This window comes from Tolypothrix campylonemoides VB511288_2 (genome assembly GCF_045999855.1).
GTDB classification, from domain to species: Bacteria; Cyanobacteriota; Cyanobacteriia; order Cyanobacteriales; family Nostocaceae; genus Scytonema; species Scytonema bouteillei_A.
The window spans coordinates 285,673-306,398 of the sequence record NZ_JBFPMW010000010.1; the positions used below are offsets into that span (position 1 = coordinate 285,673).

Annotated in this window: 17 protein-coding genes; 4 read left to right on the forward strand and 13 right to left on the reverse strand. The window is 40.5% G+C overall.

Annotated elements, in window-relative coordinates; genetic code table 11:
- Window positions 1–2: 2 nt before the first annotated feature.
- The 4 genes from AB0756_RS27200 to AB0756_RS27215 form a co-directional block, all read right to left on the reverse strand.
- Window positions 3–2,237 carry a glycoside hydrolase gene (locus AB0756_RS27200; protein ID WP_038071859.1) on the reverse strand — a complete coding sequence of 745 codons (2,235 nt, stop codon included), beginning with the start codon at window positions 2,235–2,237 and terminating at the stop codon, window positions 3–5.
- 160 nt (window positions 2,238–2,397) lie between these two features.
- Window positions 2,398–2,628, reverse strand: a complete 231-nt coding sequence (locus tag AB0756_RS27205; RefSeq protein WP_038071861.1) for a NifU family protein — start codon at window positions 2,626–2,628, stop codon at window positions 2,398–2,400.
- Between the two features lie 362 nt (window positions 2,629–2,990).
- Entirely contained in the window at window positions 2,991–4,742 is a 1,752-nt protein-coding gene (locus AB0756_RS27210) for an ATP-binding protein (RefSeq protein ID WP_038071863.1), read from the reverse strand.
- A 196-nt stretch (window positions 4,743–4,938) separates the two neighbouring features.
- Window positions 4,939–5,175, reverse strand: a complete 237-nt coding sequence (locus AB0756_RS27215; RefSeq protein WP_038071865.1) for a hypothetical protein — start codon at window positions 5,173–5,175, stop codon at window positions 4,939–4,941.
- A 281-nt stretch (window positions 5,176–5,456) separates the two neighbouring features.
- Here AB0756_RS27215 and lepA point away from each other — a divergent pair, with 281 nt between their 5' ends.
- The 3 genes from lepA to AB0756_RS27230 all read left to right on the forward strand — a co-directional run bounded on the left by lepA (window position 5,457) and on the right by AB0756_RS27230 (window position 9,387).
- The gene (gene lepA, locus AB0756_RS27220) at window positions 5,457–7,271 is read left to right on the forward strand and encodes a translation elongation factor 4 (RefSeq protein WP_038071866.1); all 1,815 of its coding nucleotides are present in this window, start codon (window positions 5,457–5,459) and stop codon (window positions 7,269–7,271) included.
- Window positions 7,272–7,671: 400 nt separating this feature from the next.
- Window positions 7,672–7,971, forward strand: a complete 300-nt coding sequence (locus AB0756_RS27225; protein ID WP_038071868.1) for a hypothetical protein — start codon at window positions 7,672–7,674, stop codon at window positions 7,969–7,971.
- Window positions 7,972–9,123: 1,152 nt separating this feature from the next.
- Window positions 9,124–9,387: a hypothetical protein gene (locus tag AB0756_RS27230; protein ID WP_063779455.1), complete on the forward strand. Its 264-nt coding sequence runs from the start codon at window positions 9,124–9,126 to the stop codon at window positions 9,385–9,387.
- Window positions 9,388–9,478: 91 nt separating this feature from the next.
- On the opposite strand, the gene AB0756_RS27235 is transcribed toward AB0756_RS27230, so the two are convergent.
- On the reverse strand, window positions 9,479–12,613 hold the full coding sequence (locus AB0756_RS27235; protein ID WP_038071869.1) for an efflux RND transporter permease subunit: 3,135 nt from the start codon (window positions 12,611–12,613) through the stop codon (window positions 9,479–9,481).
- A gap of 110 nt (window positions 12,614–12,723) precedes the next feature.
- Window positions 12,724–14,076, reverse strand: coding sequence for an efflux RND transporter periplasmic adaptor subunit (locus AB0756_RS27240; protein ID WP_202048643.1), 1,353 nt, complete (start codon window positions 14,074–14,076; stop codon window positions 12,724–12,726).
- Between the two features lie 192 nt (window positions 14,077–14,268).
- Between AB0756_RS27240 and AB0756_RS27245 the strand changes: the two genes are divergently transcribed.
- A complete protein-coding gene (locus AB0756_RS27245; RefSeq protein WP_038071871.1) occupies window positions 14,269–14,811 on the forward strand; it encodes a PadR family transcriptional regulator in 543 nt (180 codons plus the stop codon).
- Between the two features lie 15 nt (window positions 14,812–14,826).
- Here AB0756_RS27245 and AB0756_RS27250 read toward each other — a convergent pair whose 3' ends face one another.
- From AB0756_RS27250 to AB0756_RS27280, 7 genes are all read right to left on the reverse strand, one after another.
- The gene (locus AB0756_RS27250; protein WP_038071873.1) at window positions 14,827–15,243 is read right to left on the reverse strand and encodes a DNA polymerase; all 417 of its coding nucleotides are present in this window, start codon (window positions 15,241–15,243) and stop codon (window positions 14,827–14,829) included.
- A gap of 152 nt (window positions 15,244–15,395) precedes the next feature.
- Window positions 15,396–16,721, reverse strand: coding sequence for a type II restriction enzyme (locus AB0756_RS27255; protein WP_038071874.1), 1,326 nt, complete (start codon window positions 16,719–16,721; stop codon window positions 15,396–15,398).
- Window positions 16,714–17,565: a DNA adenine methylase gene (locus AB0756_RS27260; RefSeq protein WP_038071876.1), complete on the reverse strand. Its 852-nt coding sequence runs from the start codon at window positions 17,563–17,565 to the stop codon at window positions 16,714–16,716. Before AB0756_RS27260 ends, AB0756_RS27255 begins: the two co-directional genes overlap by 8 nt.
- A 366-nt stretch (window positions 17,566–17,931) precedes the next feature.
- On the reverse strand, window positions 17,932–18,966 hold the full coding sequence (locus tag AB0756_RS27265) for a DUF7226 domain-containing protein (protein WP_050045274.1): 1,035 nt from the start codon (window positions 18,964–18,966) through the stop codon (window positions 17,932–17,934).
- Window position 18,967: 1 nt separating this feature from the next.
- On the reverse strand, window positions 18,968–19,570 hold the full coding sequence (locus AB0756_RS27270) for an effector-associated domain EAD1-containing protein (RefSeq protein WP_038071878.1): 603 nt from the start codon (window positions 19,568–19,570) through the stop codon (window positions 18,968–18,970).
- A 132-nt stretch (window positions 19,571–19,702) separates the two neighbouring features.
- A complete protein-coding gene (locus AB0756_RS27275) occupies window positions 19,703–20,554 on the reverse strand; it encodes an FAD-binding domain-containing protein (RefSeq protein ID WP_038071880.1) in 852 nt (283 codons plus the stop codon).
- The gene (locus AB0756_RS27280) at window positions 20,551–20,724 is read right to left on the reverse strand and encodes a hypothetical protein (protein WP_153021555.1); all 174 of its coding nucleotides are present in this window, start codon (window positions 20,722–20,724) and stop codon (window positions 20,551–20,553) included. Before AB0756_RS27280 ends, AB0756_RS27275 begins: the two co-directional genes overlap by 4 nt.
- Between the last annotated feature and the right edge of the window lie 2 nt (window positions 20,725–20,726).

Sequence of the window (20,726 nt, forward strand, 5' to 3'; positions counted from 1 at the left end):
CTCTAAGGTACTTCAATGGGAATCAAAGCATTCTCTGGAAAGTAGGCGCAGTAACTCCCTTCATCCGCAAGAACCAACACCAAGCGCAAGGCATAATCTGGTGGAATTTGCAAATCTGCCCAAGGCACTGCTATCTCCAAACAATTGTTTAGAGCAACTTGCGCTCGACTGAAGCGGGGATGCCATTGATAGTGTTCTCCTGCTTCGCGAAAATAAGTTGACTGGGTCAGCAAATTAATTCCCAAATGATGGTGGAACAGGTAGTTCACTGGTGCAATATCGGGAACTTCAGCTAGGGGAACTGGGCTGTTATTCATGGGTTGGTCTGGATAAAACCACAGTAAATTCAATTCCGGTGGCAAATCTTGCCCTGGTTTTACACCTGTTTTAAAGTCTACCCGTAAATAAAAATTGAGGTGATCTACTCCATACCAAAGTCGTTGAATGGGGCTGCTGCTGTGCATTGTACCCCTTGCTCCACCGATTTCGATACGTCCGGCTTTGTCCCAGTCTTGCTCATCACCTTTACCATCAATGACGGGATGGATAAAACTTTCCGGTCGGCGATCTGATAGTGCTTCGTGGTTTTCTACTGGTTGACGAAGATATGAGGGGATGGGTTCATTTAAAGCTTTGTATATGCCATACAAATGCTCTCGAAACAGGCGATCGAAAATAGCATCGTGATTTGAAGAATGCCCTACACCAAACCACCAAAACCAGTCAGAACCTTCTGCTGCGTACAAAGCTTCCCATGCTTCGGGATTATTTTCTTCTGTTGCTTCTGGGTGACTGGCTAATGTTAGCCTAGCGTGTGTTAAGTAATCCCAAGCACGGTTTTTCGCAGGATCGCCAATCCAAGTCGTAAAGCTACCATCAACCCAAGAACCACTGTGCAGTTTTTCTCCTGGTATGGTTGCTCTTGGGGGAAACTTTTCGATAAATTCTGAGACAGTGACCAGTTTTAGGTGTGGTTCGTCTGTAAAATTCTGGTACAGAGCTTCTAAGAAGGGTTTGCCATCTTCAGGATAAAATTCCCAGCAATTTTCACCATCTAGAGCAATGGTAACCAACCAAGGTTGTTCTGGTTGTTTTTCTCTTTGCATCCGCGCAATCGCTTGTAAATGCCCTACCAAATCTGCTGCTGCTTGTTTGGGAGACATTGCACCATAGGTAAAGCCAATTAAATCTGATAATCTGTGATCTCGAAACACGATCGCCAAATCCCCCACTGGAGTTTGCAAGCGATATGGTTGGTACAGCAATTCTGGTTCTTTAACATTACCTGCTCCATCGCGATGGAAAAAGTGTTTTAGGGTCCATCCCAAAACAGCTTCATCTGAGCAAATCCACTTAAAACCTTGATTAATAATATACGGTAAGATTTCCGGGCTCACTGACTGTTCTGAGGGCCACAAACCACGCGGTGCCTGCCCAAATCTGTCAACGTACAAATCCCACGCTTTTTGCAAATGCCGGGGAATATCTTCCGCCCACTGAAACCGAGCCTCTGGTAGTGTCATATTAGGCACCGCTACACGTCCGGAGTTGGTATCAGCTAGCAAGGGTAAGATAGGATGAGTGTAGGGCGATGTTGTGACTTCCAACTGACCCGTTTCCTGCATTTTCCGGTGAGTAGGGACAATTCTCCTGAGAATTTCTCTCTGTTTGGAGTAAATTCGCTGGCGATCGCCCAGAGTAAAATTCTTACCTCGCTTCAACCAAGCCGCAATCTCCGGATCGTCCCAAAACAGAGGATCTATCCACGCTAAATTGTGCCAAGCTAACAAATCGCTGTAATCCTGCAATTCCCAATTAGCAAAACACCAAGATTGTCCTTTATTCTGTCGTTGATAGTACAACTCGGCATAGCGGGGATGTGGGTCGATCAAATGGTGGTGATTGGCATCAAAAAAGTGTTGTATAATAAAATCTCGTTGTGTGTCAGTGAGTTGTTCAACTGGTGTCAAACTCACTTCCAAATAAGGGTCAAAAGCAGTGCCAGCAACGTAATCTTCCAGTTGCAAAATCAGAGATGGCACCAAATTCACCGTCTGGTGCAACTTGGGATAGCGTTCCAAAATCAGAATTAAATCCAAGTAATCCTTAGTACCGTGCAAACGCACCCAAGGCAAACGATATTGTTGGGAATTTGATAGCGAAACGCCGCTGTCAGGAGATTTATACAGCGGCTGGTGTTGATGCCAAATAAAAGCGACGTAAAGGGGATGAGACATAGGTGATTGAGGATTGGGAATGGGGAATTGTTATTAGCAATATGGGGTTCTAACTCATTAGCCTACTACATAGGTCACGACACATTTAAGTCAACCCATCCAGCTCTTATGACAATCAATAACCAATCCTTCCCAGTCGCCAATCTCCAATCCCCAGTCACTATATCACTTGTTCCACTTCTGCAATTTCTGGAATCATTTCCCGAAGGCGACGCTCAATACCCATTCTGAGAGTCATGGTAGAACTAGGACAAGAACCACAAGCACCTTGTAACCGCAGTTTGACAACGGGACCATCAAGTTCTACAAGTTCCACGTTACCGCCATCAGATATGAGGTAGGGACGCATTTCATCTAAAACTGTTTCAACATTGTCAACTGTGAGTTCCATAGTTTTAAACCTCGTAACTTAAAAATAGGGAGCCGGCTATTTGATTGTAACGGTGCTAGGAAGCTGCTACGACAAACTCACTCCTTATTTTTCATTTTTACTACTGCTACTAGGACAATCTTACTAGATTTTATTAGAGCTTTACCGCTTCTAAAAGTTCGGACAAAACTACCAACGAGTGGGTAAAGCTGTACAGACCTAACGCCCGGTGTTAAGTTCGTTCCATTAGAAGCGCGTTTGAGCGTAATTCTTTAATCTACGTGCGAGCCGCCATATTAGGCTACCTTAAAAGACAACTTATTGAATAAAAGTTGGCTCCTGAGGGAAACGCTCCTGACAACTTCCCGCAAAATCTAAAATTCCTAATCTTGCGGGTCGCCATCCGAGGTGGAAATTATGAGCGGTTGCTGATATAGCGGAACTGTAAAGGTGACTGTTGAGCCAAGCCCTTCACCCAGGCTGTAAAAATTGACTTCACCCCCCATCGCCTCAACAAGCTTTTGAGAGATCGCCAGCCCCAAACCCGTACCTCCATACTGACGGGTACGAGAACCATCGACCTGGCTGAACAAGTGGAACAGTTTGTCTTGTTTATCTAAGGATACTCCAATACCCGTATCTGCTACACGCACGCGCACCATACCGGGTAACTGTCGGTCTTGGAAAGTGACTTTTTTACGAACAACATCAGCGCTGACTGTGATACCCCCTTCGTGGGTAAATTTAATAGCATTTCCAATTAAATTTAACATGACCTGCTTTAAGCGCTGGTAATCCCCTTGGACAATAATTTCATCTGACGTGGCTGGTCTTTGCATTCGGAAACTGAGATTTCTCCCCTCTGCTTGAGGGCGCATAAAATTTTCTACATCACTAAATAATTCATCTAAAGTCACCGAACGCAGTTCCAATTCCATTTTGCCTGCTTCGATTTTGGCAATATCTAAAATATCATTAATAATATCAAGTAAATATAATGAGGATTTGTGTGCTTCTTGGAGAAACTGCTTCTGTTCTTCGGGGTCATCTGCCATACCCTCTAAAATCAGTTTTAAGAAGCCAATAATACCGTTGAGCGGCGTTCGCAATTCATGAGTGACATTGGCAAGGAAATCTCGAATGCGGCGAGTCGCTTGTTCTGCTTCCTGACGTGCTGCTTCTAATTCTTTGTATAAAGTTGCGTGAGCGATCGCCGTCCCAAGTTGATCGGCAACATCCTTTGCCAGTTCAAGATCGTCTGCTGTGAGCAGACAACATGAATCGCGAAGAACTGCAGCAATTAACCCATTGGGTTGATCCTGATAACACGTAGCAATCACCAGCATTTTTTGCTGCTTTAGTTGAGGATGTTCGGGCGATTCTATCAAAATTGGTTGCAAAGTTGAAATTGCCCGCGCAAAGCCAGACTCAGAATCAAAATCTATTTCCAAGCCCAGCATCGAACCTCTAGTTGACTGGTGGTATTCTGCTGTTATCTGTACCTTAGTGCTAGACGCGTGATACGGGCAAATAATACAACGTTCTAGTTGTAACGCTTTCCCCAAACTATCCACTGTTTGCTGCCAAATAATATCGAGGTCTAATGTACGCCGGATATTTCTGGTAATTTGATTGATTAGTTTGTGGTGGCGATGGGAACGCAACACCGAATTGAAGACTACAGGTTTTTGAGGTGTTAAGTTTTCCGGTTGACTTGCTGTCACTTCTTGCAAGAGTCGTCCCATCACTAAAACAGTTGTTGGGACACTGCCCACAGAAGACATAATGGGACTGATGGTCAACTCCAACTCAAACAACTGCTGACCGTAGCTAAACCAGCATTGATATTTTTGTGGTACCAAAGTTGTCAAAATCTGCTGCAACTTTTCCAAATAGGCAACTTCATCCTTTGGAGCGAAGACTTGCTCTGCATTGGAATCATCAAGCAACGTTTCCGGGCTTATCCCAACTTTTTCGCTGTGTTGCCAGTAAAAAGTTAGATAACGTCCCGTTCTCTCTTGCGTATACACCAACTCGGCTCCTAAATTTGCCCAAAAGCCATTAGTGTTACTGGTAGTGGTGTCCGAATTTTGTGTCAATATATTTGACCTTTGAGAGTTAGCAGTAATACTCATGGCTCGAGTTGGATACATATCAAGGGCAACCTAATAAATCTTGGCTAGTCGCTGCATAAAGTTTGGCATAAATTTTTACAGCTGTAGCATAATTGAGATTTAGTTTTAGGTTGTTCTAAATTTTAGTATGTAAAATTTTACATTTTTTTAACCTTCTCACTATGATTTTTCTCTAAATTCTCTATGTTTTTTCATCTCAGTCATTCCACTCACCTCGAGGGGGTAAGGGTTTGCGTACAGGCGTGCGTGTGAGTTCATCATCTCTTGGCGTGTCACCCCTCAGCCATTGGCGAATTGCCACTTCAATCACTTTACTAGGGTCGTTGGTTAAATGCTGAATTTGCTCTAGTAACTCAGAGTCCAGGCGAATTGCTATTTCTACCTTATCGGCTCCTCTTTGTTCCGTATCGGCAGATTTCTCTTTCATATTCATAGGAAGATGTACTCTCGATCTTTTCACTCGGCTTGTAAAGTGGCTCTCTTCATACTTTAGAGCGAATCGCAAGTGCTTCTCGCTCTTTGTAGTCTGTAGATTGCACTTGTTGTTTATTGTACGCCTCTAATTGGTTAATACTATAAAAAGCTAATGGAAGACTGGCTAATGGCTAATGGTTGTCGGTCACTGCCTACTCCCCGTCGAAGCAAAGAAAGCATTACAATACGTTAAAGTATATTGCTCTTTTATTCCTTGTTGCCTCTAAAGCAAAGAAGTATATGACTGACGTTCCCGCATCTCGCATTCGCAATTTCTGTATTATTGCTCATATAGACCACGGAAAATCTACCCTCGCCGATCGCTTGTTACAAGTGACTGGTACTGTGGAGCAGCGAGAAATGAAAGAACAGTTTCTCGATAACATGGATCTTGAACGGGAGCGCGGCATTACCATTAAGCTGCAAGCTGCCCGAATGAATTATAAAGCAAAAGATGGTCAGACGTATGTCCTGAATCTTATTGATACTCCGGGACACGTAGACTTTTCCTATGAGGTATCTCGCAGTCTTGCTGCTTGTGAAGGCGCACTGCTTGTTGTAGATGCTTCTCAAGGTGTCGAAGCTCAAACCTTGGCAAACGTTTATTTGGCTCTAGAGCATAATTTGGAAATTATACCAGTGCTGAATAAAATTGATTTGCCAGGGGCAGAACCAGACCGAGTGATTAAGGAAATTGAAGAGATTATTGGTTTGGATTGCAGTGGTGCAATTTTGGCTTCTGCGAAGGAAGGCATTGGCGTTGATGACATTTTAGAAGCAATTGTTGAGCGGATACCATCACCGCAAAATACGGTTGATGAGCGTCTCAGAGCATTGATTTTTGATAGCTATTATGATAGTTACCGGGGCGTAATTGTTTATTTCCGGGTCATGGACGGTAAGTTAAAGAAAGGCGATCGCATCTACCTCATGGCATCTGGTAAAGAATACGAAATTGATGAGGTTGGAGTCCTTTCTCCCACTCAAAAGCAAGTCGATGAATTACACGCCGGAGAAGTGGGCTACCTATCAGCAGCAATCAAAGCTGTAGCAGATGCACGGGTAGGTGATACTGTGACCCTCTCTGGAGCCAAAGCGACTGAACCATTACCCGGTTATACAGAAGCAAACCCAATGGTCTTCTGTGGAATGTTCCCCATTGATGCTGACCAATTTGAGGATTTGCGCGAAGCATTGGACAAACTCAAACTCAATGACGCTGCATTGCATTTTGAACCGGAAACCTCAAGTGCGATGGGTTTTGGTTTCCGTTGCGGCTTCTTGGGTTTGCTCCATATGGAGATTGTCCAAGAACGCTTGGAACGAGAGTACGACTTGGATCTTATTATTACTGCGCCGTCAGTCGTGTACAAGGTGACAACCGTTAAAGGCGAGGAAATTTATGTTGATAACCCCAGCCACTTACCCTCACCTAACGAACGGGAAAAAATTGAGGAACCCTACGTTCAGGTAGACATGATTACGCCGGAAACTTACGTTGGGACTTTGATGGAGTTGGCGCAAAATCGGCGTGGTGTATTTAAGGATATGAAATACCTCACCCAAGGGCGTACTACACTAACATACGAGCTACCTTTAGCGGAAGTGGTTACCGACTTTTTTGACCAAATGAAGTCTCGCTCTCGGGGTTATGCGAGTATGGAATATCAATTGATTGGTTACCGAGAAAATCCCTTAGTCAGGTTAGATATTCTCATTAATGGTGACCCAGTTGATTCCTTAGCAATGATCGTTCACCGCGATAAAGCTTACGGTGTTGGGCGATCGATGGCGGAAAAACTTAAAGAACTCATTCCCCGCCATCAATTTAAAGTCCCCATTCAAGCGTCTATTGGAAGTAAGGTAATTGCCAGCGAACATATTCCAGCATTACGCAAAGACGTTCTTGCTAAGTGCTATGGCGGTGATATCAGCCGTAAGAAGAAACTCTTGCAGAAACAGGCAAAAGGTAAAAAGCGCATGAAGTCGGTGGGTACGGTGGATGTCCCTCAGGAAGCTTTTATGGCTGTTCTGCGTTTGGATAGGGAAAGCTAATCCAGCTAATCCCAGTTTTTAATCGCTCAGCAACCCGACTTCTTCAGGAAGTCGGGTAATTTGTAGGGCTTCAAAATAGAAAAAATGCATTACACGATATTGCGATCGCAAAGATATGACTAAAGTCATATAAAATTTATGACTTTTATCTGTAGTGGAATGAGATTGAATTAGCTACCGTACAAATATCTTATAAAGTCTACTAAATTAGGGTAGATATTATGACCTCACCCTATTGGGTGACCTTGTAGGGTGATGTACGATGAAAACTTTCTAATTTAAATTTGAAGCGAACCTTTCAAATATTGCTCTTGCAGTAACGAAAGATTACTTGATGCAACACGCGATAAACAAAGCTTAACGGCTCAAGCCGTATCGCTATAAACCCTATATTGAAAATATGCCTTTAATTAGTGAGCTAGTACGAAAAGCAATAACTTCTGGATATTTGAGTATTGCTACTGTCAATAGATTGCAAAAGTTGCTGGAAACTGGATATGAGTCAGAAGATGTTGATGCATTGATGAGATTGCATCAAGCAGTGGTTACTGGGCGCGTAACAGATAAGCCTACGATTGTAAATAGCTCGCAGACTCTAAAAAATCACCGAGGTATCGTAAAGATGAAACTCATATATCAACAAACTTCTGTAGCAGTGAGCCTTGGAACTATTGTTTTTGCCCTATCAAACAATACGTGAATATAACTGTGTTTGATATTGGATGAAAAATACAAAACTAAATTTAAATTGAGAAACATTAGCTTTAGTTTTTTGTATTTAAAGGGCTTGATATCCGATCGTTTATAAAATATTTAATATGAAACTTTTATACCTTAGTACTGTATGTGTAATTATCGTTGCAATTGTTGCGCTTCGTCACTATCAAAGTCAGACAGTTTCAATATGTCTGAGTAGTGATAACACGTCTTTGAATAGCGGATCTTCAACACAATCGGCGTATAATTTTTTATCAGAAAGCGATCGCAGTTTCAATTGAAATGCCTTACATTAATCGCTACAATAGCAGGAGCGAAGCTTAAATTAATGTCCTCGTTATTCCATTAATGTAAACCTGATTTAGCTTAATTTGTAAAAGCGGTAATACTGAACACAGTTGTTAGAAATTGAGAACTGGTTCTCATCATTATTGAAAAAATAGTAACGTCCAGCTTTGAAACCTGTAAACTTTACTATCAATTGGAACCATTGAGAAACTCTATTTCATAAATTTCGCCAAGTTTGAGTTGACTGGCTTGTAATTGTTCCATGTTCTATTGATAGAAATCTAAAATTCCATCCGCATTTAGAACAAATGAATTTTGTTGAGCAATTATGTTTACGGTATTCATACTCCTGCAATATTTTTAGGGAATTAAGTAAGTCGGTAAAAATATTTATCACTGGTTTCTAGTTGCGATGCACGAGTTCGCTGTCCTTAGGTGTTGCAGGGACAGACAGCGCTACTAAAAGCCAAATATAGAAATTTTACTTTTCATTACGTATTTAGACATTTTTCCGCCCACCTACCTACAGGATAGTGTTTATTTTGATTAATTAGATTTAAATAACTGAAGTTGAGTTCATCAGGCAGATATTTCTCAGTCATATTTATGTAAAAGAATAGACTTCAGCAATATAGCAGTTTATCTCCCGAAAAATTACTAAGTTTTTATGTACGTTTCTATACAACTATTTTATATACACATATAATAAATTTTGTCTACCATCTTTAGATGGTACTCTTAATCTCTCTTTTTATAGCTTCTATAAGATGAGAAATTTACAATAATCTAAGTCAAATATTCTATTTAATTTTTTTTAAACTTTGAGCTAATGAACAACGAGATTTTCATGTCGCAGGAAGAGAAAGAGATACTGTACCATGCAAAACTCATCAGATATGGTGTGGATTTAAAAATTGCTGCAAAAGTAGCTAAAATTTTAGCTTCAGGTAATTCAGATGATAGTTTGACGCCGGAAGACAAAAAATTGGTGACAGATATTTGTCAATTTTGGCTGGAAAAACGCAATCACCTCAAACGTTTAAATCTGCTTTCGTTAACAGATAATTTTCCTTCAAACCAAATTTCAGTTAAACACATTAAAAAATTTTAATTTGAATCCTCAAGGATTAGATATTGTTAACTGAACGTATTGCACTAACAGACATATGTAGTGGGCATTGCCACTACATATATTTCAAAAATTAAATAGGAGGAATATTATTGTAGGAGAGCGGTAGGGGATGTGAAGCAGAGGTAGGGACTGATTTCTTCCTACGTACCAGTAGCAGGTATACCGAAGGAACGAAGTAAAGTGATAGCAGAGTTACGCCTCCCAAACCACCAGCAATGATAATTGCCAGTGGATTCCAGAAACCCGTTGGATCGAACAAAAGCGGTGTAAAGCCAGCAGTATCAGTGATAGTTGTGGCAATCATATGGCGGGTGGAATGCACAACGACTTCTTGTACTGCTGAACGATCGCCCAAACTAGCACGAGGATCTGCCTGCAAAGCTGCCAGAACAACAGTAGCTTCATTGACTGCAATTCCTATAAGCCCAATAGTACCGAGAATTGCTGTGAAACCAAAAGGGTAGCCAGATATCCATAGACCTAGCAGTCCCAATCCCACTGAAAGTAACGCAACGATACCAATGCATCCAGCCACAGCAAATGAGTTAAATGTCAGTACTAATGTTGCCGTCATCAGCACCCCTAAGACTCCTACTGTAGATAACAAATTGGCGATCGCAGTACCGCGCTCTTCTGCTTCTCCACCAAATTCTAAAGTGTACCCTGGAGGCAGTTGTAAATTCTTTAAATGTATGCGTCGTTGAAATTCAGAGAGAACAACTGCGGGTAAAGCCCCGGAGGTGATAAATCCTTGAACAATGTTAACTCGTCTTCGATCGCGACGGGGAATCAAGGCTAAATCTGGAACTAGCTGTACTTGACCAACAGATGCAAGAGGAATAGTTTGATTGTTTTCTGAAGATGAAGTTTGGCTCGGTAGTAAGTCGAGAGCAGCAATTCGGTCTAGATCGCTACGGTTGGAGTCAGAGACACGTACACGCACGGGTAATTCTTCGGTTGATTCTAATACAGAACCTCCTGTTGTACCTTCAAGAGTCGTGTCTAGTTGACGGGCGATCCCACTGCGATCGAGTCCCACAACTCGTGCTTGTTCTTCATCAACTTTTATGGCTAATTTTGGTTGTGCTTCTGTCAAACTAGCACGAGTGTGAAGTACATCTTGAATTTGCGATAATTCTGCACGAATTTGATTCCCCAATTCCCGGAGTTTTTCTAAGTCGGGTCCGTACACGCGAACTTCGACGGGTGCATCAAAGGGGGGTCCTTGCTCAATTTGCCGTACTAAGACTTGAGCGCTGGGAAATGCTTTGTCTAGCTCGCTCTGTAAGCTTTGAATAATCGGAGTGGGTAAAACGTTTGGTCGCAATTGCACGAGTCCTTGGGCATAATTGGCTGCATTTTCCCTTGTACCAACGACGTTGTAATAGAAAGTTGGCGCACTTTCCCCCACCAACCAGTGGACATCAACAATATCAGGATGCTTGAGAATTAAATTCCGTGCTTGCAGAACTTGGGCTTGTGTCTGGCTTAAAGCAGCTTGGCTTGGCAATTCAAAATCAATATAAAACTGGTTTCGACCTGAGGGAGGGAAAAATTGCTGTTTTAGATCCAAACTGAGGGTAAACCCAACCACTGGTATTAGGAGCGCCAAACTGACTGCAAGCATGGGTCGGGTAAATGTTTTCTGTAATGTCCAACGGTAAATTCGGGTCAAGCTCGGATGGGAGAAGCCTTGTTCCAGCCAAGTTGGAATTCGAGAATTTTGCTTCCTTTGGTGAAGTAAACCTGACAAAGCAGGAAGAACAGTCAGTGAAATAAACAATGAACTGATGAGTCCAAGAATTCCGCTAATTCCAATAGTGCCAGTGAATTCCCCTACACCGCCAGGAGCTAGAGCAATGGGTAAAAATGCTAACACTGTTGTTACAGTTGAACTGAGCAAGGGAATGCCCATGTGATGGACGCTATCTGCAATTGCATCTTGCGGATTCATTCCCTGATGCAGTCGAATTTGCACTTCATCTGCCATACATATGGCATTATCTATTAACAGACCGATAGCAATAATTAATCCCGTCATTGATATTTGATGCAAGGGAACGCCTAAAACTTTCATTCCACCAAACACCAGTAGGGTTGCTAAGGGCAAAGTTGCACCAACTACCACCGCAGAGCGCCAGCCCATTGCAAATAAAATCACGACCATGGCTAGCACCGAACCAGTGACCAATTCTTGAATGACCCCTCTAAGACGATTCTTGACATAATGGCTTTGGTCAAGAACGGTTTCGATCCCGAGACCATTGGGTAATTCGGATTGAAATTTTTTGAGAACTTCACGTGCTGATTCTGCCCAAGAATCGACTCGGATTCCCGACTCAACTGTCGCTGCGATAATAATGGCGGGTTTGCCAGAAACAAAGGCTAAACTATTTGCTGGCTCAACAATACCTTTGCTAACTTGAGCAATGTCGCTTAAACGTGTTACTTGTGCCAAGCCATTGGCGCGAATGGGAATATTGCGAATGCGATCGAGAGAGTCTAATTCCCCGGATACTTCAAACAAGAGTTCATTAGTGGTGCTGCGAAGTTGTCCCGCACTGACCTTGGCATCACTAGCTTGGATCTGACGGGATAATTCTTCAGTGGTTAACCCTAACATTGCCAAATGAGCGGGATCGATTTCGACGCGAATTTCTTCGTCTGGATCGCCAAAGAGTTCCACTTTATCGGTACCGTATAGCGATCGCATTCTATCTTCTAATGTTTCTGCTTGCCTACGTAATACTGCGTAATTTATAGGTGTGTTATTTTGCCAAACTAAGCCAGCAATAAGGGAATTGGCTTTTACTTCTTGGTCTTTGTACTTGGGCTGTAATGCTCCTGGTGGCAGTTGTGGAACTACATCATCAATATGACTCCGAACTCTTGCCCAAACCTTATCAACGTCTTTTACTGTTTCTTTCAGGTTGACGGTAACGACGGAAATTCCACTATCAGACCGAGATTCAAGAACATCTACTTCTTCAATCTCTGATAATTCTTGCTCAATAGGTTCTGTGACTAATGTTTCTACTCTCTCAGCAGTGGCTCCGGGAAATATCGTTGTAACAGTTGACACTCTTTGGGTTATTTCTGGATCTTCTAGGCGGGGAAGGGAAAAGAAAGAAGATAGCCCCCAGACAAGAATGAGTGTCAAGGTGAGAATGAGCAGTTGGCGGTTGCGGTAGAAAAGAGTGAACATTTGAGGGAATGGGGACAAGGGGGATAAGGGAGACAAGGGGGACAAGGAGGACAAGGGAGAAGTACTGATAACTCATACCCAATCGCCATTCCCCAATCGCTAATCGCTACTTAAAATGTCGGCTGAACTAGCTGACCGGGTACAATTCTTTGAGTACCATCGACTATCACCGTGTCACTCGGTTGGAGTGTTCCTCGCACGAGAACGCGGTTTCCCTGGGTGTGCAATACTTCTACGTTGCGCTGTTTGACTCGGTAAGATTGTGTTTCTTCTTGTGAATTTTTTTCGGTTGTTAAGGCATAACAAGACCACAGACCGCGTTCCCCTTTTACCAATGCAGCAATTGGTAACCAATACCCAGTTGTTGAAATGGTTTGTGGAATGGCTAATCTTGCAATTTGTCCGGGTGCGACCGATGGGGCTAAAGAATTCTCTAATGTCAGTATTACAGTGCGGGTACGAGTTGTGGGGTTGACTTCTGGCAAAATTGATAAAACTCTACCTCGGTAAATTGTTTGTCCAACTTGCACGTTCTTTTGGCTACCTGGTTTTATCTGAGCGGTCAATTGCACTGGGACTCCAATTTCTACTTCTGGGTTGGCGTTTTCTACCAAGCGCACGACTGATTGACCTGCACTGACAACAGTACCTTCATCTAGGCGACGTGCAGCAATAATTCCGGAAAAAGGAGCTTTGATAGTGCTCTTGCCAATGTTAACTTTGACTTCGGCAATGCTGGCATCTAACTGTTTGACTGCTGCTTGCTGCGCTGCAATCTGTTCTTTACGCGTTCCTGCTAGAAGTTCATCTAATTCACTGCGAGCAACTGCTAGACGTTGCATTAAGGCATTGGCGTTGAAAGCCACTTCATCATACTGCTCTCTGGAAATGGCTCCTTGAGTGTATAAATCTTGTCTTCGAGAACGTTTGATTTCGTCTAGCTTTAAAAGTTCTTCTAATTGTCTGACTTGGGCGCGAGCTGCAGCGATTTTTTCGGAGCGCGGTCCTGCTTTGAGTTCTTCTAGAACTGCTACAGCTTGAGCTTTACGGGCAAGCAATTCTTGCAGTTGAGTTTCTAAATTACTAGTATCGAGTTGTGCTAGGGCAGTTCCCTTTGTTATGCGATCGCCGCGATCGACATTGAGCTTAACGACTCTTCCCGATCGCTCAAACCCCAACTCACTGGCTCGTAATGCTGCTACTTCCCCTGTATAAGTTTGCAACACTTGGTAGGACTTAACTGCTTCTATTCGTTGTGTTTTAACTGGGATAATACGGACAGGAGAAGTTTTTGGTGTGTCTTTCTTTTGATTTGTAATTGTCAGACTTAGTAGTGCTAGGGTTGCGATCGCACCTACCAAAATAAATCTCCACCGTCTCAATTTTAGTGGTGGCATGGCTTCCACTAAGTTACTACTGCTCATTGGCAATGCCGTATCGTGCTTTACAGACCCATCGCTCATAAGTGTTCTGCCCTTGTAGAAATTCTCAACATTGCACGACCATACAGGCGTTCCTTATTATTACAGCCATTTTCAGGAATGCCGTTCTTGGGGCAACTTTTTTAATCAAATTATGTTTATGCAACTTTTTGCATAAAACCTATTTTTGCTAATGTATATTCAATACAATGTTCGTGTCAAGAGGTTGCGATCGTGGCGCTAGCGCACGCTGTTATGTCTTTGTTGGCGAAAAAAGCCTGCAGTGGCTATGAAATTGCAAAGGAATTTGAAGATAGTGTTGGTTATTTCTGGCAAGCAACTCACCAACAGATATATCGGGAACTGAAAAAGCTGGAAGAACAAGGCTGGGTAGGCGTTGAAGTTATTGCCCAAGGAAAACCTTTGGATAAGAAAATTTACCACCTAACCGAACTCGGACAGCAAAAGTTGACGGAGTGGATTGGCGAAGACTGCGGACTTGGACCAATTCGGGAAGATATTTTAGTTAAAGTTTTTGCAGGTGGTTTGGTGTCTCCCCAAGTGTTGCTTCAACAGTTAGAACAGAACCGCCGTCTCCACTTGAAGCGGTTGGAAGCATATGAAGACATAGAAAAGCGCTTTTTTGCTCATTCAGAAGAATTGTCTTATGGTGAACGCTGTCAATACAGCGTTTTGAAGATGGGTATTGGTTATGAAAAGGCGTGGAACAGTTGGTGTGAAGAGTCTATAGAAATGTTGCAGAATGTTAAGGAATAAGTCGCAAATCAAAGTTTACTCAAATACATACTGTTCTGCTACTTTCCAATAACGGGAAAAGCGCTTGAGATCGATATAGCCGTCGTAGTCAAAAAATGGTTCTACCTCAAAGACTTCTAATTCCAAAGAATTTTCAATTTTGTCACAGATTGCATCAAATCGAGGGCTGGGACTATCTGCTGTGACTACTTTGTTAGCATTATGTTCTTTGGCAAAAGCTAAAACTTCTTTTGCGACATCGCCACGGCGAATGACAACTTGTAATTCTAGCAAGCATTCGTAGATAAAGGTGAGGCGCTTTAAGCCGAGTTGCCATTCTTCTATCAAAGCTTCGTCCCAAACCCAAATTGCTGGTGCATCGGGGTATTCTTCAAGTGCGGGGTTTCGAGGGCTGAGACAGTCGCCGTGTATCCAGATGATTGGTTTAGTCATTTTTAGATTACGTAATTTATTTCATTAGGGCTTTTACTCGGCAATACCCCATACTAAATTATCTAACGCTTGCGCTTGCATTTAGTGTACTGAATAAGTGATTTTCCGTAACACAGCTTTTATAGCGATAAAATTTTTTCAGCTAAAAAGTTTTATTTCTCTTCATCTGAAATTATGTTTAATATCCATTCGATCCATCCACGAACTGTACTAGAGCGTCTGATGATAGTTGTGTTATTTAAATCCAAGTTACAGGATAACATAATCTTGCTGATTTCATGACTAGATGGTACTACTTTAGTAGAAAGAGTAGCCTGAAAGGACTTGTAGAAAGCCTCATGTTCTAAAATTTTTCTAATTAAGGAAAGAATTTTTTCTTTATGTTTCCTGTTTAATAAATATTTCCCTTCCTCCGTCAACTGAAACATTGTTTCTTTCGTATCTGAATCCTTATATCTATTAACTAGTCCAAGGTATCTTGTAGCATCTGTGTAGTAATTTGTTTGTCTTACATCAAATTGATAGTTTGTTGTAATTTCTTCTTTTGTTAATTCTTTATTTAACATCAGTGTAAGTAAATCTACAATTTTTTCAAAATCATTTGCCTGTGGAAAGGGAACGTTTGGTGGTTCAACAACTGGAATAACAGAGTGAAATATTCCTAATATATCCTTTTGTGTTATTTCTTCAGAAGATATAATATAATCTTTTTGTTCTTTTAACTTTATAGAGTTGTAATCCAAATAATTATCAAATTCGTATAAAAAAAAGCTAAAAATATTATTAGAATTTGAATATGTCATTAAAGCAGGAATGACTTTCTTTTTTATCTTATTTGACCAAAGCCTATATGGATAATAAAGTTGCCTAATTAAAAAATCATCTACATTATATAGTTTTGCTTCAAGTATCAGTAGGTAAGTTTCACTTTCAAAGCCTGCGTCTATTTCACATTGAGAATTATCAACACAAATCTCATAAGGTTTACTCTCTGAGAGGTTGCTAATAAAGAATTTAAAACTACCTGTAGACATTCGACCAGAAATAGTGTGAAAGGATTTTTCACCTCCAAGAACAGCATCTATAATACCTGTATTAAAAGCACAACTTAAAGCCATACTTTCTGAAGATAAGTTTGTATAATCTATACTCTTTATTTCTAAGGGAAAATTAACATGATTGGGTTTTATAGCGTGATTATATTTAACTTTACAATAAGTATCAAAATGACCTATGACATACTTTTTTCTAGAAATTGGTAATATGGATAAATTATTATTTTTAAATAATCCTGGTAAGTTCGCATGATGGTCGAATTTTGCCATCAATCTACTTTCTCTAACTTCATTGATTGTTGCAGAATCTATTTCAAAAAAACCATTTTTATTGATATTTTCTAAAATAGAATATTTTTCAAATAATATTTGCCAAGCAATATCATTTCTGTTTTTATCCCTATTATCTAATGTCTTAATCATAATTTTTAATCAATATTTCGTCTACTTTTCCTCTTTTAAGTGCATTTGAGTTTATAGCTCTAATTGCAGATATTTTAAACTTCTTATAATTGCTGTATAGCTCTATAATGAATTGAGTATAAGCATTACTAAGTAAAACTTTACATCCTCTACAATCTAATTCGTCTACAGTTTCTTTCAATCTTTTTTGGTCAATTTTACTAAATCCATTAAGAGAGTAGTCAGTAAAGCATGCACTGTCGGAGACTGGATCGTAAGGAGGATCGAAATACAGAAAATCTCCTTTCTTAGCATTTTTTACAGCTTCTTGAAAATCCACATTTAATATTTCTACTTGATTTTGATTTAAATATTTACTGACATTGATTAAAACAGACACATCTACTATATTAGGTTTTTTATACTTACCAAATGGTACGTTAAACTGCCCTAATGAATTAACTCTAAACAGCCCATTATAACAAGTTTTGTTGAGAAATATAATTCTTGATGCTCTTTGTACTGGAGTTTTGTACTTGTAATCTTCTCCCCGATCCCAATTTCTAATTGCGTAATAGTAATTTTTTTCATTTTCATGTTTTTCTAAATCCTTAATTAGTTCATCTACTGAATCTCTAATCACTTGATAGCAGTTAATCAATTCTGTATTAATATCATTAATTACTGCCTTCTTGGGTTGTAGTGCTAAAAGGAGTGCTCCTCCACCTATAAAAGGCTCGAAATATGTATTATCTTTTGTGTTAAAATCTTTGGGAAGATGATTTGCTATGATTGACGGAATCAGCTGTCTTTTTCCTCCTGCCCATTTCAAAAAAGGTTTTACTAGTTTATTTACTGATACCATTTTTTTCAAAAAACTAACTAAGGGCAATTATAGTACATTTAAACTATTTTTTGACTTATTTAATCTTAATTAACTCTTTATTGCGTCACCAGTGCCTCTATTAACATAGAGTATAGGATATCAACTATAAAACTATAACTTAGAACTGAGATGAGGTTGCACCTATTTTGCAAAGCTACATCTCCCATTCCCCAGCCGCAAGGATTGAGAGCGTTGGAAGCTATGCACAAACGGACTTTCAGGATTAGCTTTATGGTTTGCAACCAACTTTATTTTCAATAAAACAAGTTAACATAAGCATTTTCCAATTCTTATTGAGAATATGGATTTGAAGGTAATTGCTAGAAATACTTATTATGGCAAGATTTACATGATGTTGGAATAACTTGAATCCTTACTCCAATCTATACTTGACCAAATCCAATCTGTCCACCCTCGAACAGTACTAGCTCGCCTTCTTATAGTGTTATCACTCATATTTAGATCGCTTGTAGACATGAGTTGAATTATGACTTCATTTGATGGAATCATTCCTAAATTTAAGGTAGAGCCAAAGACTTTGTAAAAAATTTTATGTTTTAAGATTACTTTGACTAAATCAAGACATTTTGTTTTGGACTCATATACAATATACTTTCCTTCATTAGTCAAACTAAACATTAGTTTATTATTAGAAATATCTGAGAATTTATTTATTAGCCCAAGGTATCTTCCAGCCGAAGTATAATAGCGGGTTTGCCTCACATTGAATTGATAATGCTTTGTTATGTCTTCTTCTGCTAAATCTTTTACTGCTAGTAGCCAAAGTAAGTCGATTATTCTCTCAAACTTATCAGCTTGTGGAAATGGAACATTAATCGGATCTGGAATTATAGTAATTTGCTCAAAGATAGTAATAACATCCTTTGGTTGAATTTTTTCTGAATGATAAATGTAATTATCGTGTAATTGAGAACTTACATTCTTAGTAGAAAATAGCAGTGAGGTAGAAATATTAGAGATGTGCTGAATTTCCTCACGCATAGCTATGAACCATTCTCGCTCCAATCCTACTTTACTAGCGTTGGCTTGTGAATTATCTAACCACTGCTTTGCCTTATCAGGATTTAAAAAATTAAGAGCAGTCAATTTTTGAGCTTGCTCTAATTCAATTCTATCTACCCAGGGTGAATATTCTTCAATATACTGCCAAAGCAGCGTAGCAATATCTCGAATTCTTTCTGGAGCATTTTCCCTTCTCATCAATCCCTGCAACAAAACATCACGAATTTCTGGCTCAATTTCATATAAGTCTGTATCAATTTCATGACATAATCCAGAAGTCAGAAACTCAAACTCTACCGTATAAGGAAGTTGTTCGGGAGGGTCAAGAAAGAAGTTAATTCGTAGAAAGTGTAGCAAGTCAGGATTTAAGGCAACTGGTAAAGCAGTATGGTACGCTAGCTGCAGATTGGATTCTCTTTATAGCTAGCTCTACCGAAGAGTGCTTGGGGTTGAGTGATAGAGAATCTTGACATTGAATATTTCTTCCATTAAATTCGTTCTGTAGACGCCGACAAAAACTCTCTAAACAAGTATAGTGATCGCAAGGTAAAGCGAAACCAACGAGTCCATTTTTACCGAGTAGGTTACTACAACATTCCGCAATTATTTCTGTCAAGTCAAATTGACTTCGATTCATCAATTCATAAGATTGCCCCCTCACAGTCTGACCCTGCTGTAGTTCTTCACATATTTCCTTCAACTTTGTATTACTAGAATTTCCTCCGTCTTCTTCACTACGTACAACTATAAGTAGTTGTTGAAGTTTTCCCTTTGCTTCAGACCATTCAATCAGTTTAAATATGACATACCCTAAATCAGAATTATAACCTCCTGCTAAGTTATCCAAATTTTCATTAAATCCGAAGCTCACCATTTGCTCCAGCTTTGTGAAGGACGGAAATGCACTCATTAGTGCTTCTTGTAATCTTTTACGCTGTTTACCTTCTAGCTTTTCTAGCATTAGTTACATTTTAGCTACAATCGCTTACTCAATCTACACTCTATTAAGATAGAACACACTATAATTGAAGATTTCCGGTTATGTTATGGCTATGAAGCCATAATTTACTTTCAGAGTAAGGGAAAAAGAACCTTATCGTCTCTTTTTCCCTTTTTGCCAACTTTGACTGTTGGGTTGTTTGGTAAATTCTCCTTTGGGAAAAAGTTTTGCTTCTATGGCTTCATAACTTCCTTCAAAATCGCAATGACCGTATAGAGGACATTGGCGACAGTAAACGCCTTCGGTGTATCGTTCTAAATTTTCGCGGTTGAAAAAATAGGGTTTGTGACTGAAGGTGCTGGCTACCCATTGCCAAGACATATTATTACTGGCTGGGTCACCATCAAGAAGGTGTTCGAGAAACCATTTTGCGCCGAGTTGCCAACGGATGCGCCGCCAATGCACCACATACGCTGCCATCCACATGCGTGCATGGTTGTGGAGGTAACCAGTCTCCCGCATCTCCCGGCTAAAGCTGTCTATACAAACTCGTCCTGTGGTTCCTTGCCTAATATCATCGGGTAATTCGGGCGCATATTCAGAGACAGTGTAACCAGTTTTATATTCTTCTTGGTCTTTCCAAATTCCATCACCTAGTTTGGCATATAGTCTCTGCCAATAATCGCGCCAGCCTAATTCATTAACCAATTTTGTAGCATCATCTTGGTTTTTGACTTTTTCTAGGGCGTAGTCTTTAACTTCGCGCAAACTGAGTACACCATAGCGAAGGTAGGGAGACAGCCGAGTCACAGCACCTGTGAAAAAGTTACGTGTTTTTCCATAGCGTGCTGGGTCTACTTTTTGCAATGCTTTATTGGCTGCTTTGCGTCCGCCTATAGTTTCGCTGACATTGTTATCGCGTTGTGCGGCTTCAGGAAATTGTTCGCGGAGGTAAGCTACTAGTTCATCGCGGTTGGTAAACTCGCGTCGCATATCGTTAGTCATGTTTCACCAAAATTGCAGGTTAGAAAAGCTAGGTAGTTAAATGGTGCTAGCAAATTTGCCTCCGCAGCCCCAGCATTATTATGACCGATCGCGCCGCAGCGATCGCATTGGTAGTAGTGTTCAACAATCGCCCTCATGACACTTCTGGTTAAAAGTCGATCGTTGGTCATAC

Coding starts and splice junctions, on each gene's coding strand:
- AB0756_RS27200 (WP_038071859.1), bottom strand. CDS start 2,237: ATGTCTCATCCCCTTTACGTCGCTTTTATTTGGCATCAACACCAGCCG.
- AB0756_RS27205 (WP_038071861.1), bottom strand. CDS start 2,628: ATGGAACTCACAGTTGACAATGTTGAAACAGTTTTAGATGAAATGCGT.
- AB0756_RS27210 (WP_038071863.1), bottom strand. CDS start 4,742: ATGAGTATTACTGCTAACTCTCAAAGGTCAAATATATTGACACAAAAT.
- AB0756_RS27215 (WP_038071865.1), bottom strand. CDS start 5,175: ATGAATATGAAAGAGAAATCTGCCGATACGGAACAAAGAGGAGCCGAT.
- lepA (WP_038071866.1), top strand. CDS start 5,457: ATGACTGACGTTCCCGCATCTCGCATTCGCAATTTCTGTATTATTGCT.
- AB0756_RS27225 (WP_038071868.1), top strand. CDS start 7,672: ATGCCTTTAATTAGTGAGCTAGTACGAAAAGCAATAACTTCTGGATAT.
- AB0756_RS27230 (WP_063779455.1), top strand. CDS start 9,124: ATGTCGCAGGAAGAGAAAGAGATACTGTACCATGCAAAACTCATCAGA.
- AB0756_RS27235 (WP_038071869.1), bottom strand. CDS start 12,613: ATGTTCACTCTTTTCTACCGCAACCGCCAACTGCTCATTCTCACCTTG.
- AB0756_RS27240 (WP_202048643.1), bottom strand. CDS start 14,076: ATGAGCGATGGGTCTGTAAAGCACGATACGGCATTGCCAATGAGCAGT.
- AB0756_RS27250 (WP_038071873.1), bottom strand. CDS start 15,243: ATGACTAAACCAATCATCTGGATACACGGCGACTGTCTCAGCCCTCGA.
- AB0756_RS27255 (WP_038071874.1), bottom strand. CDS start 16,721: ATGATTAAGACATTAGATAATAGGGATAAAAACAGAAATGATATTGCT.
- AB0756_RS27260 (WP_038071876.1), bottom strand. CDS start 17,565: ATGGTATCAGTAAATAAACTAGTAAAACCTTTTTTGAAATGGGCAGGA.
- AB0756_RS27270 (WP_038071878.1), bottom strand. CDS start 19,570: ATGCTAGAAAAGCTAGAAGGTAAACAGCGTAAAAGATTACAAGAAGCA.
- AB0756_RS27275 (WP_038071880.1), bottom strand. CDS start 20,554: ATGACTAACGATATGCGACGCGAGTTTACCAACCGCGATGAACTAGTA.
- AB0756_RS27280 (WP_153021555.1), bottom strand. CDS start 20,724: ATGACCAACGATCGACTTTTAACCAGAAGTGTCATGAGGGCGATTGTT.